Source organism: Pannonibacter sp. Q-1 (assembly GCF_054073275.1).
In genome coordinates this window covers 731,480-750,535 of sequence record NZ_JBSXNB010000004.1, presented here as the reverse complement: position 1 = coordinate 750,535, position 19,056 = coordinate 731,480, and the positions used below count along the sequence as shown (strand labels likewise).

The window sequence follows — 19,056 nt, the reverse complement described above, 5'->3', positions numbered from 1 at the left end:
GAAGCCTGCTCCGGCGCCTGAACTTAACCATCTGACAAAAATAGCCTTTCCTAGCTATCTATGTCAGCCCCAAGAAATAAAGAACCATGAATACCGTGTTGGTCTGACGCCGGATAGCGTCATGGAAGTTGTGGCTCATGGCCATGAAGTTTATGTCGAGACGAATGCAGGCGCCGGCATTGGCGCTGAAGATGCAGCCTACGTGGTGGCCGGTGCCAAGATCTGTGCAACGGCGAAGGAAGTCTTCGACATTGCCGAAATGATCGTCAAGGTGAAGGAGCCGCAGGCCGTTGAGCGCGCCATGCTGCGCCCCGATCACACGCTTTTCACCTACCTGCACCTGGCTCCGGATCCGGAGCAGACCGCAGACCTCGTCAAGTCCGGCGCGACCTGCATTGCCTATGAAACCGTGACCGATGGCCGTGGCGGCCTGCCGCTGCTGGCGCCGATGTCCCAGGTTGCCGGCCGTCTGTCGATCACCGCTGGTGCCAATGCGCTGCAGAAGGCCGCTGGCGGCTCGGGCATCCTCGTCGGCGGCGTGCCGGGCGTGGCGCCTGCCAAGGTCGTTGTCATCGGCGGCGGTGTCGTCGGTGCCCATGCCATCACCATGGCGCTGGGCCTCGGCGCTGATGTGACCGTGCTGGACCGCAACGTCGATGTGCTGGCCGGGCTGTCGCGCACCTTCGGTTCGGGCCTGCGGACCGTCTATTCCACCAAGGCTGCGCTTGAGCAGTATGTGCTGGATGCGGACATCGTCGTGGGTGCCGTTCTGGTGGCCGGTGCTGCCGCGCCGAAGCTGGTGACGGCTGACATGATCCGCCGCATGAAGAATGGCTCTGTCGTCGTGGACGTTGCCATCGACCAGGGCGGCTGCTTCGAAACCTCCCGCGCCACCACCCATGCCGAGCCGACCTATATCGTCGACGGCGTGGTGCATTACTGCGTTGCCAACATGCCGGGCGCCGTGCCGCGCACCTCGACCTTCGCCCTCAACAACGTGACGCTGCCCTACACGCTGGCGCTGGCCGATCAGGGCGCCAAGGCTGCGCTGCTGGCCAATCCGGCCTTCCTGCCGGGCCTCAATGTCTACAAGGGCAAGGTGACCTGCCAGGCCGTTGCCGAGGCTCTGGGCTATGACTATGTCGCGCCGGAAGCCGCGCTGACGGCCTAAGGCTTTCACTGACTGAATGACATGAACCCCGGTGCCGCAAGGCGCCGGGGTTTTGTTTTTTCATTCGGGGCAGGGGATGCGGTAATAGATGCCGTCCGGGCCGCGCTTGACGCATTTGCCGGGAGTGAGGGCGCCAATCAGGCCGCCGCCCGCCGCGCCCACCACGCCGCCGGCCACGGCTGCGCCCGGATTGCCGCCCAGCAGCCAGCCTGCGCCGGTGCCTGCCGCTCCGCCAACAGCTGCCCCCGCGACGGCCCGCTCGGTCTGGCTTGCCGAATTGCAGGCGGCAAGTGCAAGCCCGGATGCAAGCAGCAGCGCTGCGGCGGGGAAGGGGAACTGTGGCACGGATCTCTCACAAAACAAGAAGGCCTCCCCCACCGATGGATGGGGAAGGCCTTGCCTGTCAAGTCAAGCCTGAAGCTTACGGGCAGACAACCCGGTACGGACGGCCGTAACGGTCATAGGCCACGCAGTTTTTCGGCGTGGTTGCCGAACCGACGATCGCACCACCGGCACCGCCGATGACGCCGCCCACGAGGGCACCGCCGACGTCGCCCGTCGCCGCAGCACCAATCACGGCGCCGGTTGCAGCACCAAGACCACCGCCGACCAGGGCGCGGTCACGCTGGCTGTCGGACTGGCAGGCTGCGAGCAGCAGACCGGCCGCAGCAAGAACAACGAATCTCTTCATCTGATTTCTCCCGAAATTGCGGATATGATTCCGCAACCAAGACCGCCACCGATATTAGTCCAAAGTGACGAGATTGCGGTGATCCATGTCACTTTTGTAACCCATCAGCGCTGATTTGGTTCCAATAAATCGCACCGTCCGCCTGACAAGGTGACTTCGCAGCCAAGTTCCGTCAAGCGCTACGTAATGCGGCCAGCAAACCGCGTGTGGACGCGTCCTTGCCATCGGCCGGAGCCTCGCCCTTGACCATCGGCAGCAGGGCCGTCGCCAGCTCCTTGCCAAGCTCCACGCCCCACTGGTCGAAGGAGTTGATGCCCCAGATGACGCCTTCGACAAACACCCTGTGCTCGTAGAGCGCGATCAGGCGGCCGAGCGCAAAGGGCGTCAGCTGGTCATGGACAATGGTGATGGACGGCCGGTTGCCGGGGAACACCTTGTGCGGAGCCAGCCGCTCCACTTCGTCTGCCGCCATGCCAGTGGCTTTCAGTTGCGCCTTGGCTTCATCCAGCGTTTTACCCAGCATCAGGGCTTCGGACTGGGCGAGGCAGTTGGCCACCAGCATCTCGTGATGATGCGCCAGCTCCGGTTCATGGCCTTTTGCAGCGACGATGAACTCGCAAGGGATCACCGTCGTGCCCTGATGCAGCAGCTGATAGAAGGCGTGCTGGCCATTGGTGCCGGGCTCACCCCAGACCAGCGGGCCGGTCTCGGTTTCCACCGTGGTGCCATCCAGTGTCACGCGCTTGCCGTTTGATTCCATGTCGAGCTGCTGCAGATAGGCGGGCAGGCGCGACAGACGCTGGTCGTAAGGCAGCACGGCGCGGGCGGCGTAGCCCATGGCATTGCGGTTCCACACGCCGGTGAGGCCCAGCAGCACCGGCAGGTTCTGCTCCAGCGGGGCGGTGCGGAAATGCTCGTCCATGGCATGGGCGCCTTCGAGGAATTCGGCAAAGGCATCCGGACCGATGGCGATCATCAGCGGCAGGCCGATGGCCGACCAGACGGAATAGCGCCCGCCAACCCAGTCCCAGAAGCCGAACACGCGGTCTTCCCCGATGCCGAAGGCAGCCACCTTGTCCAGCGCGGTGGAGACGGCGCAGAAATGCGCGCCAACGGCAGCCTCACCCAGCGCTTCGGCGATCCAGGCGCGGGCCGTGCGGGCGTTGGTCATGGTTTCGATGGTGGTGAAGGTCTTGGAGGCGACGATCACCAGCGTCGTGGCCGGGTCCAGGTCCTTCAGCGTGTCGGCAATATGGGCGCCATCCACGTTGGACACGTAGTGCAGGCGCGGGCCGTCGTGATAGGGAGCAAGCGCCAGCGTCGTCATCACCGGGCCAAGGTCCGAGCCGCCGATGCCGATGTTGATCACATCGGTGAAAGGCGCGCCGGAGGCGCTGGCGATGTCGCCCGAGCGGATGCCCTCGGCAAATTCGCCCATGTCTGCGAGAACTTCGCGCACATCCGGCATCACATCGACGCCATCCACCAGCACCGGCTCGTCCGACTGGTTGCGCAGGGCGGTGTGCAGCACGGCGCGCTTTTCCGTGCCGTTGATCTTTTCGCCCGCAAACATGGCGGCACGCTGCGTCTCAAGCCCGGCTTCGCGGGCAAAGCGGCACAGCAGGAAAACAGTCTCGGCCGTCAGCAGCGACTTGGAGAAATCGATCAGCAGGTCACCGTCGCGCACGCTCAGCTTGTCGAACCGCTTGGGGTCTGCCGCGAACAGATTGCGCAGGCTGGTGGCCTTCAGGTCATTGGCGTGAGACTTCAGCGACTGCCAGTGGTCCGGAGTGAACATGAAAGCTCCTTAATCGATTTAAAATCCTGACTGCGCAGGCATACTGCAAATCATGGCAATGGTATAGCACGCGGGCATGACAGTGCCATGCCCCAGTTTCCTGGCAGCGGAATGACGGCGTGAAATCTTCTTGTGCCATTGATGGGTCGCCTTCTGCGGCGGACAGTGGCATGATTGGCCCGTCCGGTTTCTCGGGAGGCTTTGGCATGGCTCACAGAATATCGCGCGGTATCGATGTGCTTCTGGCAGAGGCGGCAGAGCTGGTCAGCGTGATTTCCGCCGAAGAGGCGAAGCTGCTGCTTGGCCGTGATGGCTATGTCTTCGTTGACTTGCGCGATGTGCGCGAGATCCAGAGGGAAGGGGCCATTCCCGGCGCCTTTTCCTGCCCGCGCGGCATGCTGGAATTCTGGATCGATCCGGCGAGCCCCTATCACAAGCCGGTTTTCGCCAGCGATGCGACCTTTGTGTTCTTCTGCGCGGCAGGCTGGCGCTCTGCGCTTGCGGCGCGGACGGCCATCGAGATGGGTCTGGAAACGGTCGTTCACCTTGAGGGCGGGTTTGCGGCCTGGGCCACGGCAGGCGGTGCCGTCGAGCAAATGGCAAGACGCGCCTGAACCCGGCGCGTCTTGCTGCGATGTGGCCGAACCTCAGACGCCCGGCATCTGGCTGAAGAGATAGCCGCAGTAGCCCGTGTAAAACACCAGGAAGACGGCGCCAGCCAGCCGGTTGATCGACTTCAGCCCCAGCAGCATCAGCGCCAGCAGCACGGTGACGCCCAGCATCAGCGGAATGTCGAAGCTGGCGATGCTGGGGGCGATTGCGACCGGATGAAAGACGGCGGTCGCGCCCAGAATGCCGATGATGTTAAAGAGGTTGGAGCCCAGCACGTTGCCGATGGCGATTTCCGAATGGCGGCGGAAGGCGGCGATGGCGGAGGTGGCAAGTTCCGGCAGGCTGGTGCCGACTGCAACAATGGTGAGGCCGATCACCGCTTCGGAGATGCCATAGCCGCGGGCGATGGATGTGGCGCCGCGCACCAGCAGATCCGCTCCGATGACAAGGCCCGCAAGGCCGCCGGCGATATAGGCAAGCTGCATCCAGAGCGGCATCGGCACAGGCGCGTGCTCGTCGTCCTCCTCTGCTTCCTCCTTCTTGCCGTAGACGGCGGCATAGAAAAGATAGGCGCAGAGGGTGACGAACATCGCCGCGCCCATCAGGCGGGAGACATGGCCGAGATAGCCCAGCACCAGCGTGAAGGCGGCGACAAGGGTAACCATGGCGAGGTCCCGGCGGATGCCGGGAATGGCGGTCGGGATCGGGCAGATCACGGCAGCAACGCCGAGGATGAGCAGGATATTGGCTGTGTTGGAGCCGACCACATTGCCGACGGCAATGTCGGGCGCGCCGTCAAAGGCCGCCTTCAGCGACACAAGCAGTTCCGGCATGGAGGTGCCGAAGCCGACAATCGTCAGACCGATGATCAGTGGCGGCATGCCAAATCGCGCTGCGATGGAGACCGCGCCTCTCACGAGCGCTTCACCGCCCAAAAACAGAAGGATGAGACCGGCTGCAAGATACGTCAGATCCAATGCCATAAAACCACTTCCTTCTGTCAGATGCCGGATCGGCCGGCCGTGTTCGCTCTGCCGTGAGAGACGAGCGGAACCAAAAATCACAACTGTCTGGAAAACAGTCCGGAAAATCCCGGCGCACTTAAGAAGAACCGGCGGGTTTTTCAAGCCCGCCGGTTCATTAGGTCCCGAAAATACAGAATATTTGTGTGTATCAGCCTTTGATGGCGGCCGCCTCGCGGGCGCGGGCCTCGATCCCGGCCCAGTCGCCCGAGGCAATGGCCTTGGCATCGGCAATCCAGGAGCCGCCGACGCACAGCACGTTCGGCAGGGAAAGGTAGCCTGGGGCCTTCTCCAGGGTGATGCCGCCGGTCGGGCAGAACTTCACCTGTGCCAGAGGCGAGGACAGGGACTTCAGATAGGAAGCACCGCCCGCCTGCTCTGCGGGAAAGAACTTGAGGCGCAGATAGCCGCGCTCGATCAGGGCCATCACTTCCGAAGAGGTGGCAGCGCCCGGCAGCAGCGGCACGTCGAAGTTTTCCGCCGCATCCAGCAGCTTCGGCGTGGCGCCGGGGGAGACGATGAACTTGGCGCCTGCCTTGACGGCGGCTTCGTACTGGGCGGCATCCAGCACGGTGCCTGCACCCGGAATGGCGCCTTCCACGTTGTCGGCAACGGCCTTGATGGCCTCCAGCGCGCGCGGGGTGCGCAGGGTGATCTCGATGGCCGGGAGGCCGCCGCGCACCAGGGCCTGAGCCATGGGAACGGCTGCCGCAGGGTCCTCGACGATGAGAACGGGGATGACCGGCGCAGCGGTCATGACAGCTTCAATGCGGGCGGTATCCTGCGGCATTCCTTGGTCCTTCCGGTCGTGGCAGCATCAGCTGCCGAAAACATGAGCGCCCGTGTCTGCCGTGCCGACGAGGGCGCGGAAGGGGGCAAAGAGATCACGGCCCGTGCCGGTCTGGTTGGCCGAGAGGTCATAGGTGGCGAGCGGGCGGGCGTTGAACTCCACCGCATCCACCAGCACTTCCAGTGTTCCCTTGACGGCATCGACGCGGATCACATCGCCATCCTGAATACGGGCGATGGGGCCGCCGTCGCAAGCCTCTGGCGTGACGTGAATGGCGGCCGGCACCTTGCCGGAGGCGCCGGACATGCGGCCATCGGTGACCAGCGCCACCTTCAGGCCCTTGTCCTGAAGAATGCCAAGCGCGGGCGTCAGCTTGTGCAGTTCCGGCATGCCGCAGGCTTTGGGGCCCTGGAAGCGCACCACGGCCACCACGTCGCCGGTCAGCTCGCCGCGCTTGAAGGCCGCCTGAAGGTCGTCCTGCGAATTGAAGACGCGGGCAGGGGCCTCGATGATGTGGCGCTCCGCGGCCACGGCGGAAATCTTGATGACGGCGCGGCCCATGTTGCCGTCCAGCACTTTCAGCCCGCCATTGGCCTGGAAGGCCTTAGGCATCGGCGCCAGCACCTTCTCATCGCCCGACACGGCAGGCGCGGCATCACGGCGGACGGTGCCATCATCGTTCAGCTTGGCTTCGACGGTGTAGCCATCAAGGCCGGTGCCGTTGACGGTGCGCACATCCTTGTGCAGCAGTCCGGCGGACAGAAGCTCACGGATGAGGAAGCCCATGCCGCCTGCGGCCTGGAAGTGGTTCACATCCGCCTTGCCGTTCGGATAGACGCGGGCGAGCAGCGGCACCACGTCGGACAGCTCGGAAATGTCATCCCAGGTCAGCTTGATGCCGGCCGCATTGGCCATGGCGACAAGGTGCATGGTGTGGTTGGTGGAGCCGCCGGTGGCATGCAGGCCGACGACGCCGTTGACGATGGCGCGCTCGTCGATCACCTCACCGACGGGGGTGTATTCGTTACCGAGGGCGCTGATCGCCAGCGCCCGCTTGGCCGCTTCGCGGGTCAGAGCCTCACGCAGCGGCGTGCCCGGATTGATGAAGGAGGCGCCCGGCATATGCAGGCCCATGATCTCCATCAGCATCTGGTTGGAGTTGGCTGTACCGTAGAAGGTGCAGGTGCCGGGGCCGTGATAGGACTTTGATTCCGACTCCAGCAGTTCGGCCCGGCCCACCTTGCCTTCGGCATAGAGCTGGCGCGTCTTGGCCTTCTCGTCATTGGTGATGCCCGAGGTCATCGGGCCTGCCGGGATGAAGACCGCAGGCAGATGGCCGAAGGAGAGGGCGCCGATGACGAGGCCCGGAACGATCTTGTCGCAGATGCCGAGATAGACGGCGGCATCGAACATGGCATGGGAGAGGCCGATGGCCGTGGACATGGCGATGATGTCGCGGGAGAAGAGCGACAGTTCCATGCCCGACTGGCCTTGCGTCACGCCATCGCACATCGCCGGAACGCCGCCTGCCACCTGGGCAACGGCACCGGCATCACGGGCGGCCTGCCGGATCAACTCCGGATAGGTCTCGTAGGGCTGATGGGCCGACAGCATGTCGTTATAGGCGGTGATGATGCCGAGGTTCGGCACCACGTCGCCTGCGAGGGCGGCCTTGTCGGAAACGGTGCAGGCGGCAAAGCCGTGGGCGAGGTTGCCGCAGGCCAGAGTGGAGCGGCGCGGCCCCTTCTCGCCATCGGCCCGGATGCGGTCCAGATAGCGGGAGCGGTTGTCGTGGCTGCGCTTGACGATGCGCTCGGTCACCTCTGCGATGCGGGCATGCACGGTCATGGAACTTTCTCTCCCTCAGTTCCGGGGCGGGAGGGGCGCATCAGGCGTCCAGAGCAGATCACAATCCCGCCGCCCTGCGGATTTAATCGATTTAAGCCGAAGCGGCAACTGCTTCCGGCATCTCATTTTCGATCCCGGTCAGCGTGCCGCCAGCAGGGGCGGGCGGCACGGTTGCCCAAGCTCGCCGTGGATCAGGCGTTTTCTTCCGACCAGGTCCGTCCGTCGCGCTCGATCAGAGCGATCGACGCAGAAGGGCCCCATGTGCCGGCGGTGTAGCCCTTGGGCTGGTCCTTGGTGGCCGACCAGGATTCGAGGATCGGATCGATCCACTGCCAGGCCGCGTCCACTTCATCGCGGCGCATGAACAGGGTCTGGTTGCCGCGGATCACGTCCATGATCAGCCGCTCATAGGCATCCGGATTGCGCACCTTGAAGGCGTTGGCAAAGCTCATGTCCAGCGGCACCCGGCGCAGGCGCATGCCGCCGGGGCCCGGGTCCTTGATCATGATTTCCATCTTCACGCCCTCATCCGGCTGCAGGCGGATGACGAGGCGGTTGTCGGTGATGACACCGGCTTCCGAGCCGAAGATGGAGTGGGGAATCGGGCGGAACTGCACGACGATTTCCGACACGCGGGTGGCAAGGCGCTTGCCGGTGCGCAGGTAGAACGGCACGCCGGACCAGCGCCAGTTGGCAATCTCTGCCTTGATGGCGACGAAGGTTTCCGTGAGGCTGTCGTCCCGGCCCAGCTCTTCCAGATAGCCCGGCACGGCACCGCCGGAGGAGGCGCCGGCCTTGTACTGGCCGCGCACGATGTGCTTTTCCACCAGTTCGGGCGTAAAGGGCGCCAGCGCCTTCAGCACTTTCAGCTTCTCGTCGCGCACGCTGTCCGCATCCATCGAGGCGGGCGGCTCCATGGCGACGAGGCACAGCAGCTGGAGAATGTGGTTCTGCACCATGTCGCGCAGGGCACCGGCCGTGTCGTAGTAACCGGCGCGCCCGCCGACGCCGAGCGACTCGGCCACGGTGATCTGCACATGGTCGATGTGGGCGGCATTCCACAGCGGCTCGAACAGGGCGTTGGCAAAGCGCAGCGCCATCAGGTTCTGCACCGTCTCCTTGCCGAGATAATGGTCGATACGGAAGATCTGGTGTTCCTGGAACACCTTGCCGATGGTCTCGTTCAGCGCCTTGGCCGACTGCCCGTCCTTGCCGATCGGCTTTTCGATGACGACGCGCGTGTTGGCATTGACGAGGCCTGCCTTGCCGATCCCGGCGCAGATGGTGCCGAAGATATCCGGCGACACCGCGAGATAGAAGGCGCGGACCACATCCGGGCGCTGGTTCAGGATCTTGCCCAGTTCCGCCCAGCCGGCGTCGGCGGCCACATCGATGGCGACATACGTCAGGCGGCCAAGGAAGCGGGTGAGCGCGGCATCGTCGAGATCCTTGATGTGCTCGCGCAGGGCTGCTTCCGCCCAGGTGCGGTATTCACCGGAGGAAAATTCGCGCCGCGATGTGACCAGAATGCGGGCCGCATCTGGAATCTGGCCGTCGAGATCGCGGAAATAGAGGGCCGGGAGCAGCTTGCGGTGCGCGAGGTCACCGGTGCCGCCGAATACGACCAGATCGAAATCATCCACTGCGATCACGCGAACGGCCATGCTCCTCGTCTCCCTTTTGGAGTGCGGCCGCAACGGCCGTCTGATTTATTTCGATGAGTTAAATAAAGGAAAATTGGTTGGGCCGCAATGCTAACACGCATTCTCCGGAACGTCTCCGCCCGTTTCGGTCTTTTTGTGGGGCGGAGACGAAAGCCTTTTCAAATCAGGCGGCTAGGCCGACCGGAGGTTCCATGGCACCGGTCATGATCGCCACCGCATCCGACATGGAAAAATCGGCGGGCTTGATGATCGCAGCGCGTTTTCCGAGCCGGTGGATATGGATCCGGTCCGCCACTTCAAACACATGCGGCATGTTGTGGCTGATCAGAATGATCGGCAGTCCGCGCGAGTTCACGTCCTTGATGAGATCCAGCACGCGGCGGCTTTCCTTCACGCCGAGGGCGGCTGTCGGCTCATCCATGATGATCACCTTGGAGCCGAAGGCCGCGGCGCGGGCCACCGCGACACCCTGGCGCTGGCCGCCCGAAAGCGTCTCCACCGCCTGGTTGATGTTCTGGATGGTCATCAGGCCGAGTTCCGCCAGCTTCTTGCGGGCGAAGTCTTCCATGGCCTTGCGGTCGAGGGTGCGGAACAGCTTGCCCATGAGGCCGGGTTTGCGGATCTCCCGGCCCATGAACATGTTGTCGGTGATGGACAGGGCAGGGGACATGGCGAGCGTCTGGTAGACGGTCTCGATCCCGGCCATGCGCGCATCATTGGGGGAGGTGAAGCGGATTTCCTCCCCATCCAGATAGATGCTGCCGCTATCCGGCGTCACGGCGCCGGACAGTGCCTTGATGAGGGTGGACTTGCCCGCGCCATTGTCGCCGATGACGGCGAGGATCTCGCCCGGCATCAGGTCGAAGTCACAATGATCCATGGCGGTGACGCGGCCATAGCGTTTGACGAGGCCACGGGCCTTCAGAATTGCTTCGGTCATGCCGTTACCTTTCTGATCCACTGGTCGATGGTGACGGCGGCGATGATCAGCACGCCGATGAGAAGATAGGTCCACTGCGGATCGGCACCGGACATGCGCAGGCCCAGTTCGAACACGCCGACGATCAGCGCGCCGAAGAAGGCGCCGACGATGGAGCCGCGCCCGCCGAAGAGCGAGATGCCGCCGATCACCACTGCCGTAATTGCCTGGATGTTGCCGATGACGCCGGTGGTGGCCGAGGGCGAGACGGAGCCGAAGCGGCCGATCATGACCCAGGCGGCCAGGCCGCAGATGAAGCCGACGAGCATATAGACCGACATGAGCGTGCGGTGCACGTTGACGCCCGCAAGCTTCGCCGCCTCCGGGTCATCGCCAACCGCATAGACATGCCGTCCCCAGGCGGTGCTTCGCAGCGCATAGGCAAGCACTGCCACGACGAGGATCATCAGGAAGACGCCGTAAGTGAAACTGGCGCCGCCGAATTTCACCGTTGTGCCAAGGAACTGCAGGAAGGGCGCCTGGGTTTCGATGTCCTGCGCACGGATGGTTTCATTGGCAGAGTAAAGATAATTGGCAGCCAGAACGATCTGCCACATGCCGAGCGTGACGATGAAGGGCGGCAGCTTGACGCGCGAGACCAGCCAGCCGTTGACGGCGCCGATCATCGTGCCGCAGGCAAGGCCGATCATCACCGAAATGGCGGGCGGAATGCCATAGCGGAAGGTGAACTGGCCCATGATGACGGACGTCAGCACCGCGATGGCGCCGACGCTGAGGTCGATGCCGGCGGTGAGAATGATCAGGCTCTGGGCCGCCGCCAGCACGCCGACGATCTGCACCTGCTGCAGGATCAGCGTCATGGCGAAGGGCGAAAAGAACCTCTCTCCGAGATAGGCACCGAACAACAGGATGGCTGCGAGGAGAACGAGCAGCGGAACAAGCGCCGTGTTCGTGTGCAGCGCATGGTGAAACTGCTGCAGGACGCCTTTCTTCGGATCCTGAAACTCGGCGAAATTCTCTTCCCGGCGCGTTTTTACCGCATCCTCGAAGTTGTCGGTCTTGCTCACGGCCAAGCCTCCTCCCGCTGTGAGAGAGACACCGGGCGCCGCGGGGCGCCCGGATCTTCTCCGGCATGTTTTCTGGTTCTTGTGACGTCAGGGATCAGGCGGGTCTGCCGCCCGATCCGCATGCGCGGGGTCTCAGCCCCAGCAGAGCTTCTTGCCTTCCTCGACGGAGATGGACTCGACGCCATCCACCGGCTGGCCGGTGACGAGCGACACGCCCGTGTCGAAGAAGTCCTTGCCATCGGAGGCCTGCGGCTTGGTGCCGTCCTTGGCCCAGGCGGCAATCGCCTCGATGCCCTTGGCGGCCATCAGCAGCGGATACTGCTGGGAGGTGGCGCCGATGACACCGGCTTCCACATTGGCAACGCCCGGGCAGCCGCCATCGACGGAAACGATCAGCACGTCCTTCTCGCGGCCGATGGACTTCAGGGCCTCATAGGCGCCAGCGGCTGCCGGCTCGTTGATGGTGTAGACCACATTGACCGAGGGATCCTTGGCGAGCAGGCTTTCCATGGCCTTGCGGCCGCCTTCCTCGTTGCCCTGGGTCACGTCATTGCCGACGATGCGCGGATCGGTTTCATCGCCCCACTTGTTCGGGTCGCCCAGATCAATGCCGAAGCCCTTGAGGAAGCCCTGGTTGCGCAGCACGTCCACGGTCGGCTGGGACACATCGAGGTCGAGCATGGCGATCTTCGCGTCTGCCGCCTTGTCGCCCAGGGTCTTGACGGCCCACTGGCCGATCAGCTCACCGGCCAGGAAGTTGTCGGTGGCGAAGGTCATGTCGGCGGAATCGATCGGGTTGAGCGGGGTGTCCAGTGCGATGACGAGAATGCCGGCATCGCGGGCCTGCTTCACGGCCGGAACGATGGCGGAGGTGTCGGAGGCCGTCAGCAGGATGCCCTTGGCGCCGTTGGCGATGCAGGTTTCGATGGCTGCGACCTGGGTGTCGTTGTCGCCGTCCACCTTGCCGGCATAGGCATTCAGCTGGATGCCCAATTCCTTGGCTTTTGCGGCAGCACCCTCGCGCATCTTCACGAAGAAGGGGTTGGTGTCCGTCTTGGTGATGAGGCAGGCGTTGACCGTGTCGGCCTGTGCCGGGGCAACGGCGCCCATGGCTGCGAGTACGGAACCTGCGAGAAGCATCTTGCGGATCATTGTCGTCATCCTCCCTGGCCGTTTGTCTCCTCCCGTTCTGGCCCCGGCCGGTTCAGGCCAGAACGGCTGCCCCTCAAGCTGTCGAGGGGGCTTCCAGACGGAGGGCTCCCACCCCCGCCGATCCCTTCAGGCCGCCGGTCAGGATTTCTGCCCGCGGCGAGAAATTGAAGAACATGGGCAGGCTGGCAGCGCCGAGCGCGCCTGCGTCCTGCCCGAAGCTGCCGTGTTCCACACGCGGCGCATCGCGCGCTTCCGGCGCTTCTTCAACAAGCGCCCGGTGCAGTTTCCCGATCAGACGGCTCAGCATGCCGCTGTCGATGTCGCAGTCGATCACGATCAGCGGCATGTCGAGCAGGGCGTGGCTGGCGCGGACCGAAGGCAGCAGCGCATCCACGCAATCCTCCAGCCATTCCCCCACTTCGGGCCGCCCGGCGATGACCGCCTGTTCCAGTTCGGCGCGTGACGGGCGCAGGCCGGAGCCTTGCGTCAGGTGCCGTGCCAGCGCGCCGAGCGAGGCGCGGGTCAGAAGGATGTCCCAGCTGCCTTTCGGGCGCGGGGCGCCGGCCAGCTTGCTTGGCGTCACCGGCATAACAGCCACGTCGGCCGCATTGCCCGTGACGCCGCGCACCACATCGCCATTCATGATCAACCCGCCGCCGATGGCCGGGCCGATGAACAGGTAGAGGAAATTGTCTTCCTGGCGGCCAAGCCCGTAGAACAGCTCGGCGACTGCCGCTGCCGTGCCGTCATTCTCGGCGAAAACCGGAAGACCGGTGGCCGCCTCAAGGCTTGCAGCGAAGTCCACCTCGTCCCACGGCTTGAAGTTCTCTGCAGGAAGACCAAGCTGCTGCAACCACGCGCCCAGATTGAACGGCTGGGCAAGGCCGATACCGGTCAGGCGGCGGCGCTCGGCCGGGGACAGAAGGTCCTGCAGCCTCTCGATGTCCTGCCGGATCATGTCAACCGCAACGGAGGGAAGCGGCAGGATCATGTCGTGGTAGCTGCGCCCGATGATGCGGCCGGCGAAATCAACCAGCACGGTCTCGATCCCGGCGCGGCCGAGGCGGACGCCGAAGCCGAAGGCACCGCGTGTGGCAAGGCGCAGGATCGTGGCCGGCTGGCCGCGGCCGCCATCGTGCCGCTTGCCGACTTCCTCGATCAGGCCGTCCTGGGCCAGTTCCTGGATGATGGCGCCAATCGCCGCATTGGTCAGGTTGGCAGCGCGGGCGAGCTCTGCTTTGGAGGCTTCCCCGGCGCGGCGCAGGATCTGCAGCACGATACGTTCGTTGTAACGGCGCAGTTGCGCCGAATTGCTGCCTCTCCCGCTTGTGACGTTTCCTGCCATTCAGCGTCCTCCCTGGTGGCCGATATGAAGCCGCGCCAGCACCGAATAATTTTTGTTGATTTAATTATTTGATGCTTAAGGCGTGCAGTCAACCATTTTCGTTGCTGCACTGCGTCAAACTGCAGCTTCTGGGATATTAGATTCCCTTACACGTTTTGAGGAGATGGCAATTTCAACTAGGGGTAATGTGCTGAAGCAATCTTCCCCGGGTGCCGGAAATGCCATCCGAAATGTGAAATCCGAAATCGCGTTCAGGTAAGGTTGAAGGCCGCCTCTCCAGACATTTCAGAAAAAAAGTCGCAGGTGCCGTTACGTCGCAGGTTGACGTAAACGGAAGGAACGTCAAATCTGTAGGAGGACGCCCCAGGCAGGGGTATCAACCTGGAATGCCGCAGGCAGGGAGGTTGCGCTGGTGAGCGCAAGCCGGGAGTTGGGCTCCCGGGCCGGGGTTTTCCAGGTGGCGCAGAATCTCGATTGGAGACCGCCATGGCGAAAGTGGAGGAATGGGTCGCGGCTTTCAGGCCCCGCCCGCTGCATGAATATCTGGAGGAAACCGTCGCAGCCTATGGCAGGAGCCCGGCTGTCGACTTTCTCGGCAAGACCTGGACCTATGGTGAGCTCGGTGCCCTGGTGAACCGCGTTGCCGCAGGCCTGCAGGCACTGGGGGTCACCAAAGGCACGAAGGTTGGCCTGTGCCTGCCCAACACGCCTTACTACACAGTCTTCTACTTCGCGCTGATGAAGGCCGGGGCAACGGTCGTCAATTTCAACCCGCTTTATGTGGAGCGCGAGATCGCCTTTCAGGCGCGGGATGCGGAAGTGCGCATCATGGTCACGCTCGACCTCAAGGTCATCTATGACAAGGTCGAGGCGGTGCGCAAGGATGGCATCCTGGACAGGCTCATCGTTTGCCCGATGGCCGATATCCTGCCTGCGGTGAAGCGGGCGCTGTTCGCCCTGTTCAAGGGCAAGGACCGGGCCGCCTGGAAGGCGGACAGCGGCCACGTGCCCTATGCGGCCCTGCTGAACCGGGGCGCCAATCCGGTACCGGTCGCCATCGATCCGGCCGAGGACGTGGCGGTGCTGCAATATACCGGCGGCACCACCGGCGTGCCCAAGGGCGCGATGCTGACGCATGCGAATCTGTCCGCCAACATCGAGCAGATGAAGGACATTTTCCATGCGGCGGAGAAGGGCAAGGAGCGGATGCTCTGCGTCATTCCCTTCTTCCACGTCTTTGCCATGACCGTGGCGCAGAACCTTGCTGTCGTGCTTGCCGCGCAGATGGTTCTGATGCCGCGCTTCGACATGAAGCTGCTGCTGGATACCATCAAGCGCACCCGTCCGACGCTGTTCCCGGGCGTCCCGACGATCTACACGGCAATCAACAACTCACCGCTCACCGTCTCCTATGACCTGACCAGCGTGAAGCTGTGCATCTCCGGCGGCGCGCCGCTGCCGGTGGAGGTGAAGGAGAAGTTCGAGACGATTACCGGCTGTATCCTCGTGGAAGGCTACGGACTGACGGAAACCTCGCCAGTTGTCTCATGCAATCCCCTGGACGAGCGCCGACGCGCCGGTTCCATCGGCCAGTTGGCCCCCGGCACGCTGGCGGAATTCCGGGCGCTGGACGATCTCTCCAGCACTGTGCCGCAGGGCGAGAAGGGGGAACTGGTGGTCAAGGGGCCGCAGGTGATGAAGGGCTACTGGAAGCGGCCCGAGGAAACCGCCCGCACCATCGAGAACGGCTTCCTGCACACCGGCGACGTGGGCTATGCCGACAAGGACGGCTTCATCTATCTGGTGGACCGGATCAAGGACCTCATCCTCTGCTCGGGCTACAACGTCTATCCGCGCGTGATCGAGGAAGCCCTGTATCAGCATGCAGGCGTCGAAGAGGCCATCGTGATCGCGGTTCCGGACGAGTACCGGGGACAGGCGCCGAAGGCCTTCGTCAAGCTGCGGGCCGGTGCCACGGTCACGCAGGAGGAAATGCGCGCCTTCCTCAAGGATCACCTCTCTGCCATTGAGTTGCCGCGCGAGATCGAGTTCCGCGATGCGCTGCCCAAGACCATGGTGGGCAAGCTGTCCAAGAAGGAGCTGGTCGAGGAAGAAGCTGCCAAGCGGGCTGCGGCTGCTGCCAATCAGCCGGCCGCCTGACGCCTGACCCTGATCCCGATGAGGGGCCCGCCGGATACCACCGGCGGGCTCCTTGTCATTCCTGCGGATATGAGGATCGGGCGTCTTGCTTCTAATTCGGGGTTGACGTTTCACGGTCCGGCACAACATTCTTGTCTGACAAGACAAGCTTCGCAGCCCCTTCAGGCCAATCCCCACGCGCCGCATGGCTGCATCAGCCCATAACAATCGAGGCCGTTTCCAGATGAACCAGATGACGCCGAAGAAATTCGGGATCGGTGCCCCGGTCCGCCGCAAGGAAGATCCTGCCCTGATCACCGGCACAGGCCGCTACACGGATGACTTTGCCCCCGAGGGCACGCTGCATGCCTATGTGCTGCGCTCCGCCATGGCGCATGCCCGGATTTCCGTCTCCGGTCTCGATGAGGCCCGCGCCCATCCGGGCGTGGCGATGGTGCTGACCGGGGCTGACCTTGACGGCATGAAGCCGATGCCGGTGAAGGCGGTGATGAAGCAGCTGGACGGCACCATGCACTGGTGCCCCGTGCGGCCCGTGCTCTGCACCGATACCGTCCGCCACGTGGGCGATGCCATTGCCTTCGTCGTCGCTGACAGCGTCAATGCGGCCAAGTCGGCGGCGGAACTGATCGAGGTGGATTATGAGCCGCTCGATGTGATCGTCGATATCGAGGAGGCGGCTCAGGACGGGGCAACGCTTGTCTGGCCGGAGCATGGCACCAACAAGGCGTTCCGCCTCGGGCATGGTGATGAGGCAAAGACGGAAGAAGCCTTCCGCAAGGCCTCGCATGTCACCTCTATCCGTCTCGTCAACAACCGGCTCGTGGCCAACTACATGGAGCCGCGCGCCTGCCTTGCCGAATATGATGCGGACAGCGGCCGCTACACGCTGACGGCGGGCACGCAGGGTGGCCATGGCCAGCGGGACATCATCGCCAAGGATATCCTCGGCATCGATCCGGCACGGCTGCGCATCATCACCCCGGAAGTGGGCGGCGGCTTCGGCACCAAGATGTTCGTCTACCGGGAATATCCGCTCTGCCTGTTTGCGGCGGAGAAGCTGCGCCGTCCGGTGAAGTGGACCGGCGACCGCATGGACCACTTCGTCACCGACGCGCATGGCCGCGACAACATCACCACCGCCGACCTGGCGCTGGATGCCGATGGCCGCATCCTTGGCCTGCGCATCCAGGTGCTGGCGGCCATGGGTGCCTATCTGCACCAGTATGGCCCGTTCATCCCCTTCGTCGGCACGTCCATGTCCACGGGGCTCTATGATATTCCGGCGCTTTTCGTCACGGCGACCGGCGTCTACACCCACACGGTGCCGACCGATGCCTATCGCGGTGCGGGCCGTCCGGAAGCGGCCTATCTGATCGAACGGCTGATCGAGAAGGCAGGACTTGAGACCGGCCTTGGCACGGCGGAAATCCGCCGCCGTAATTTCGTGCCTTCCAGCGCGCTGCCCTATACCACAGCGACGGGCCGCATGTATGACACCGGCGACTTCGCCGGACACATGGACAAGGCGCTTGAGGTGGCGGACTGGAACGGCTTTGCCGCCCGCCAGGCAGAGAGCGCGGCGCAGGGCAAATACCGCGGCATCGGCCTTTGCAGCTACATCGAGGCCTGCGCCTTCCCCGGCGGGGAAGAGGCGACGGTGGAACTGAACGGCACTGGCACGGTGACGCTGCTGATCGGCACCCAGACCAACGGTCAGGGCCATGCCACCGCCTATTCGCAGGTGATCGCCGAACAGCTGGGGCTTGATATCGGCCAGATCGAGGTGATCCAGGGCGATACCGACCGTGTGCGTCAGGGCGGCGGCACGGGCGGCTCCCGCTCCATTCCGCTCGGCCTGCCGTCGGTGCTGGAAGCCTCGAAGAGCCTTGTCCGCAAGATCAAGGAAAAGGCCGCCGATCAGCTGGAAACCGGCATTGATGATCTGGAACTGGTGGATGGAGAGGTCCGTGTCGTCGGCACCGACCGTTCCGTTTCGCTGGCTGCGGTTGCCGCTGCAGCGGGTGAAAAGCTCGCCGGTCAGGAAGAGGTGAAGCAGGCCGAAGCCACCTATCCCAACGGCACGCATGTGTGCGAGCTGGAAGTGGACCCGGAGACGGGCGATGTCGAGCTGCTGAACTACACCATCGTTGATGACTTCGGCGTCACGGTGAACCCGGTTCTGCTCGCCGGACAGGTCATCGGCGGCACGGTGCAGGCGATCAGTCAGGCCCTGTGCGAGGAAACGGTGTTCGATGCGGACGGTCAGCTGCTGACGGCCTCGCTGCTCGACTACCGCCTGATCCGGGCATCGGACCTGCCGGATATCCATTTCGAGACGAAGAACGTGCCGTCCACCACCAACGCGCTGGGCATCAAGGGCGCTGGCGAGGCCGGGACCATCGGCGGCTGCGCGGCCGTGATGAATGCCCTGCAGATGGCGCTGCGCGATGGGGCAGGGGTGGAGCATATCGACATGCCCGCCACCCCGCACCGGGTCTGGCAGGCCATTCAGGCCGCCCGCGCCTGACAACGCAATGCGAAACCGGGCAGCGCAGGTGACTGCGCTGTCCCCTCATTTGGACCATCGCCGGTTGCCTCTTCCGCCCGGCAGCGTAAAATTCTGTAAGCTGCGGCAATATGGTCTGGAATTTCGAGACCGGTTTGCTACCCTTGTATACAGTAGCATGCATGGTGCGCACGGCGAAGTTGCCACGGCACCCGCAGATTTGAGATGAGGCTTGGGACCGGCGCCCCGTCTCTTCATGCCCGCCCCGGCGCCGGACCTTTGGACGATCA

General features: G+C 63.9%; 15 protein-coding genes. 4 read left to right on the top strand and 11 right to left on the bottom strand.

The features are described from left to right. Positions 1-40 precede the first annotated feature (40 nt). The gene (gene ald, locus ACVNHC_RS14915) at positions 41-1,171 is read left to right on the top strand and encodes an alanine dehydrogenase (protein WP_457167724.1); all 1,131 of its coding nucleotides are present in this window, start codon (positions 41-43) and stop codon (positions 1,169-1,171) included. 60 nt (positions 1,172-1,231) lie between these two features. On the opposite strand, the gene ACVNHC_RS14910 is transcribed toward ald, so the two are convergent. The 3 genes from ACVNHC_RS14910 to pgi all read right to left on the bottom strand — a co-directional run bounded on the left by ACVNHC_RS14910 (position 1,232) and on the right by pgi (position 3,660). Continuing rightward, positions 1,232-1,516: a hypothetical protein gene (locus tag ACVNHC_RS14910; protein WP_050474181.1), complete on the bottom strand. Its 285-nt coding sequence runs from the start codon at positions 1,514-1,516 to the stop codon at positions 1,232-1,234. A 76-nt stretch (positions 1,517-1,592) separates the two neighbouring features. Further along, complete coding sequence (locus ACVNHC_RS14905; RefSeq protein ID WP_019964496.1) at positions 1,593-1,862, bottom strand: glycine zipper domain-containing protein; 270 nt, start codon at positions 1,860-1,862, stop codon at positions 1,593-1,595. Positions 1,863-2,034: 172 nt separating this feature from the next. After that, entirely contained in the window at positions 2,035-3,660 is a 1,626-nt protein-coding gene (gene pgi / locus ACVNHC_RS14900; RefSeq protein ID WP_094463272.1) for a glucose-6-phosphate isomerase, read from the bottom strand. Positions 3,661-3,866: 206 nt separating this feature from the next. Here pgi and ACVNHC_RS14895 point away from each other — a divergent pair, with 206 nt between their 5' ends. Then, on the top strand, positions 3,867-4,274 hold the full coding sequence (locus tag ACVNHC_RS14895; protein WP_050474278.1) for a rhodanese-like domain-containing protein: 408 nt from the start codon (positions 3,867-3,869) through the stop codon (positions 4,272-4,274). A 33-nt stretch (positions 4,275-4,307) separates the two neighbouring features. Here the strand turns inward: ACVNHC_RS14895 and ACVNHC_RS14890 are convergent, their stop codons facing one another. The 8 genes from ACVNHC_RS14890 to ACVNHC_RS14855 form a co-directional block, all read right to left on the bottom strand. Further along, complete coding sequence (locus ACVNHC_RS14890) at positions 4,308-5,255, bottom strand: calcium/sodium antiporter (protein ID WP_457167693.1); 948 nt, start codon at positions 5,253-5,255, stop codon at positions 4,308-4,310. 190 nt (positions 5,256-5,445) lie between these two features. Then, positions 5,446-6,084, bottom strand: a complete 639-nt coding sequence (locus ACVNHC_RS14885; protein WP_019964500.1) for a 2-dehydro-3-deoxy-phosphogluconate aldolase — start codon at positions 6,082-6,084, stop codon at positions 5,446-5,448. Between the two features lie 27 nt (positions 6,085-6,111). Then, positions 6,112-7,932 (bottom strand): phosphogluconate dehydratase, encoded by a 1,821-nt coding sequence (edd, locus tag ACVNHC_RS14880; protein ID WP_457167691.1) that lies wholly within the window; start codon positions 7,930-7,932, stop codon positions 6,112-6,114. Between the two features lie 191 nt (positions 7,933-8,123). After that, positions 8,124-9,596 (bottom strand): glucose-6-phosphate dehydrogenase, encoded by a 1,473-nt coding sequence (zwf, locus tag ACVNHC_RS14875; protein ID WP_457167690.1) that lies wholly within the window; start codon positions 9,594-9,596, stop codon positions 8,124-8,126. Positions 9,597-9,759: 163 nt separating this feature from the next. Next, a complete protein-coding gene (locus ACVNHC_RS14870) occupies positions 9,760-10,536 on the bottom strand; it encodes an ATP-binding cassette domain-containing protein (protein ID WP_050474176.1) in 777 nt (258 codons plus the stop codon). After that, on the bottom strand, positions 10,533-11,603 hold the full coding sequence (locus tag ACVNHC_RS14865) for an ABC transporter permease (RefSeq protein ID WP_050474277.1): 1,071 nt from the start codon (positions 11,601-11,603) through the stop codon (positions 10,533-10,535). Before ACVNHC_RS14865 ends, ACVNHC_RS14870 begins: the two co-directional genes overlap by 4 nt. Positions 11,604-11,735: 132 nt before the next feature. Next, positions 11,736-12,755, bottom strand: a complete 1,020-nt coding sequence (locus ACVNHC_RS14860) for a sugar ABC transporter substrate-binding protein (RefSeq protein WP_050474175.1) — start codon at positions 12,753-12,755, stop codon at positions 11,736-11,738. Between the two features lie 73 nt (positions 12,756-12,828). Further along, positions 12,829-14,100, bottom strand: coding sequence for an ROK family protein (locus ACVNHC_RS14855; RefSeq protein WP_457167689.1), 1,272 nt, complete (start codon positions 14,098-14,100; stop codon positions 12,829-12,831). Between the two features lie 486 nt (positions 14,101-14,586). On the opposite strand from ACVNHC_RS14855, the gene ACVNHC_RS14850 reads away from it, so the two are divergent. Next, positions 14,587-16,260: a long-chain-fatty-acid--CoA ligase gene (locus tag ACVNHC_RS14850; RefSeq protein WP_457167688.1), complete on the top strand. Its 1,674-nt coding sequence runs from the start codon at positions 14,587-14,589 to the stop codon at positions 16,258-16,260. 223 nt (positions 16,261-16,483) lie between these two features. After that, positions 16,484-18,787 (top strand): xanthine dehydrogenase family protein molybdopterin-binding subunit, encoded by a 2,304-nt coding sequence (locus tag ACVNHC_RS14845; protein ID WP_457167687.1) that lies wholly within the window; start codon positions 16,484-16,486, stop codon positions 18,785-18,787. The last annotated feature ends 269 nt before the right edge of the window (positions 18,788-19,056 follow it).

What these genes read in the sequence shown, in the direction of transcription:
- ACVNHC_RS14905 (WP_019964496.1), bottom strand. Translation starts at nt 1,862, where the DNA reads ATGAAGAGATTCGTTGTTCTTGCTGCGGCCGGTCTGCTGCTCGCAGCC.
- pgi (WP_094463272.1), bottom strand. Translation starts at nt 3,660, where the DNA reads ATGTTCACTCCGGACCACTGGCAGTCGCTGAAGTCTCACGCCAATGAC.
- ACVNHC_RS14895 (WP_050474278.1), top strand. Translation starts at nt 3,867, where the DNA reads ATGGCTCACAGAATATCGCGCGGTATCGATGTGCTTCTGGCAGAGGCG.
- ACVNHC_RS14890 (WP_457167693.1), bottom strand. Translation starts at nt 5,255, where the DNA reads ATGGCATTGGATCTGACGTATCTTGCAGCCGGTCTCATCCTTCTGTTT.
- ACVNHC_RS14885 (WP_019964500.1), bottom strand. Translation starts at nt 6,084, where the DNA reads ATGCCGCAGGATACCGCCCGCATTGAAGCTGTCATGACCGCTGCGCCG.
- edd (WP_457167691.1), bottom strand. Translation starts at nt 7,932, where the DNA reads ATGACCGTGCATGCCCGCATCGCAGAGGTGACCGAGCGCATCGTCAAG.
- zwf (WP_457167690.1), bottom strand. Translation starts at nt 9,596, where the DNA reads ATGGCCGTTCGCGTGATCGCAGTGGATGATTTCGATCTGGTCGTATTC.
- ACVNHC_RS14870 (WP_050474176.1), bottom strand. Translation starts at nt 10,536, where the DNA reads ATGACCGAAGCAATTCTGAAGGCCCGTGGCCTCGTCAAACGCTATGGC.
- ACVNHC_RS14860 (WP_050474175.1), bottom strand. Translation starts at nt 12,755, where the DNA reads ATGATCCGCAAGATGCTTCTCGCAGGTTCCGTACTCGCAGCCATGGGC.
- ACVNHC_RS14855 (WP_457167689.1), bottom strand. Translation starts at nt 14,100, where the DNA reads ATGGCAGGAAACGTCACAAGCGGGAGAGGCAGCAATTCGGCGCAACTG.
- ACVNHC_RS14850 (WP_457167688.1), top strand. Translation starts at nt 14,587, where the DNA reads ATGGCGAAAGTGGAGGAATGGGTCGCGGCTTTCAGGCCCCGCCCGCTG.
- ACVNHC_RS14845 (WP_457167687.1), top strand. Translation starts at nt 16,484, where the DNA reads ATGAACCAGATGACGCCGAAGAAATTCGGGATCGGTGCCCCGGTCCGC.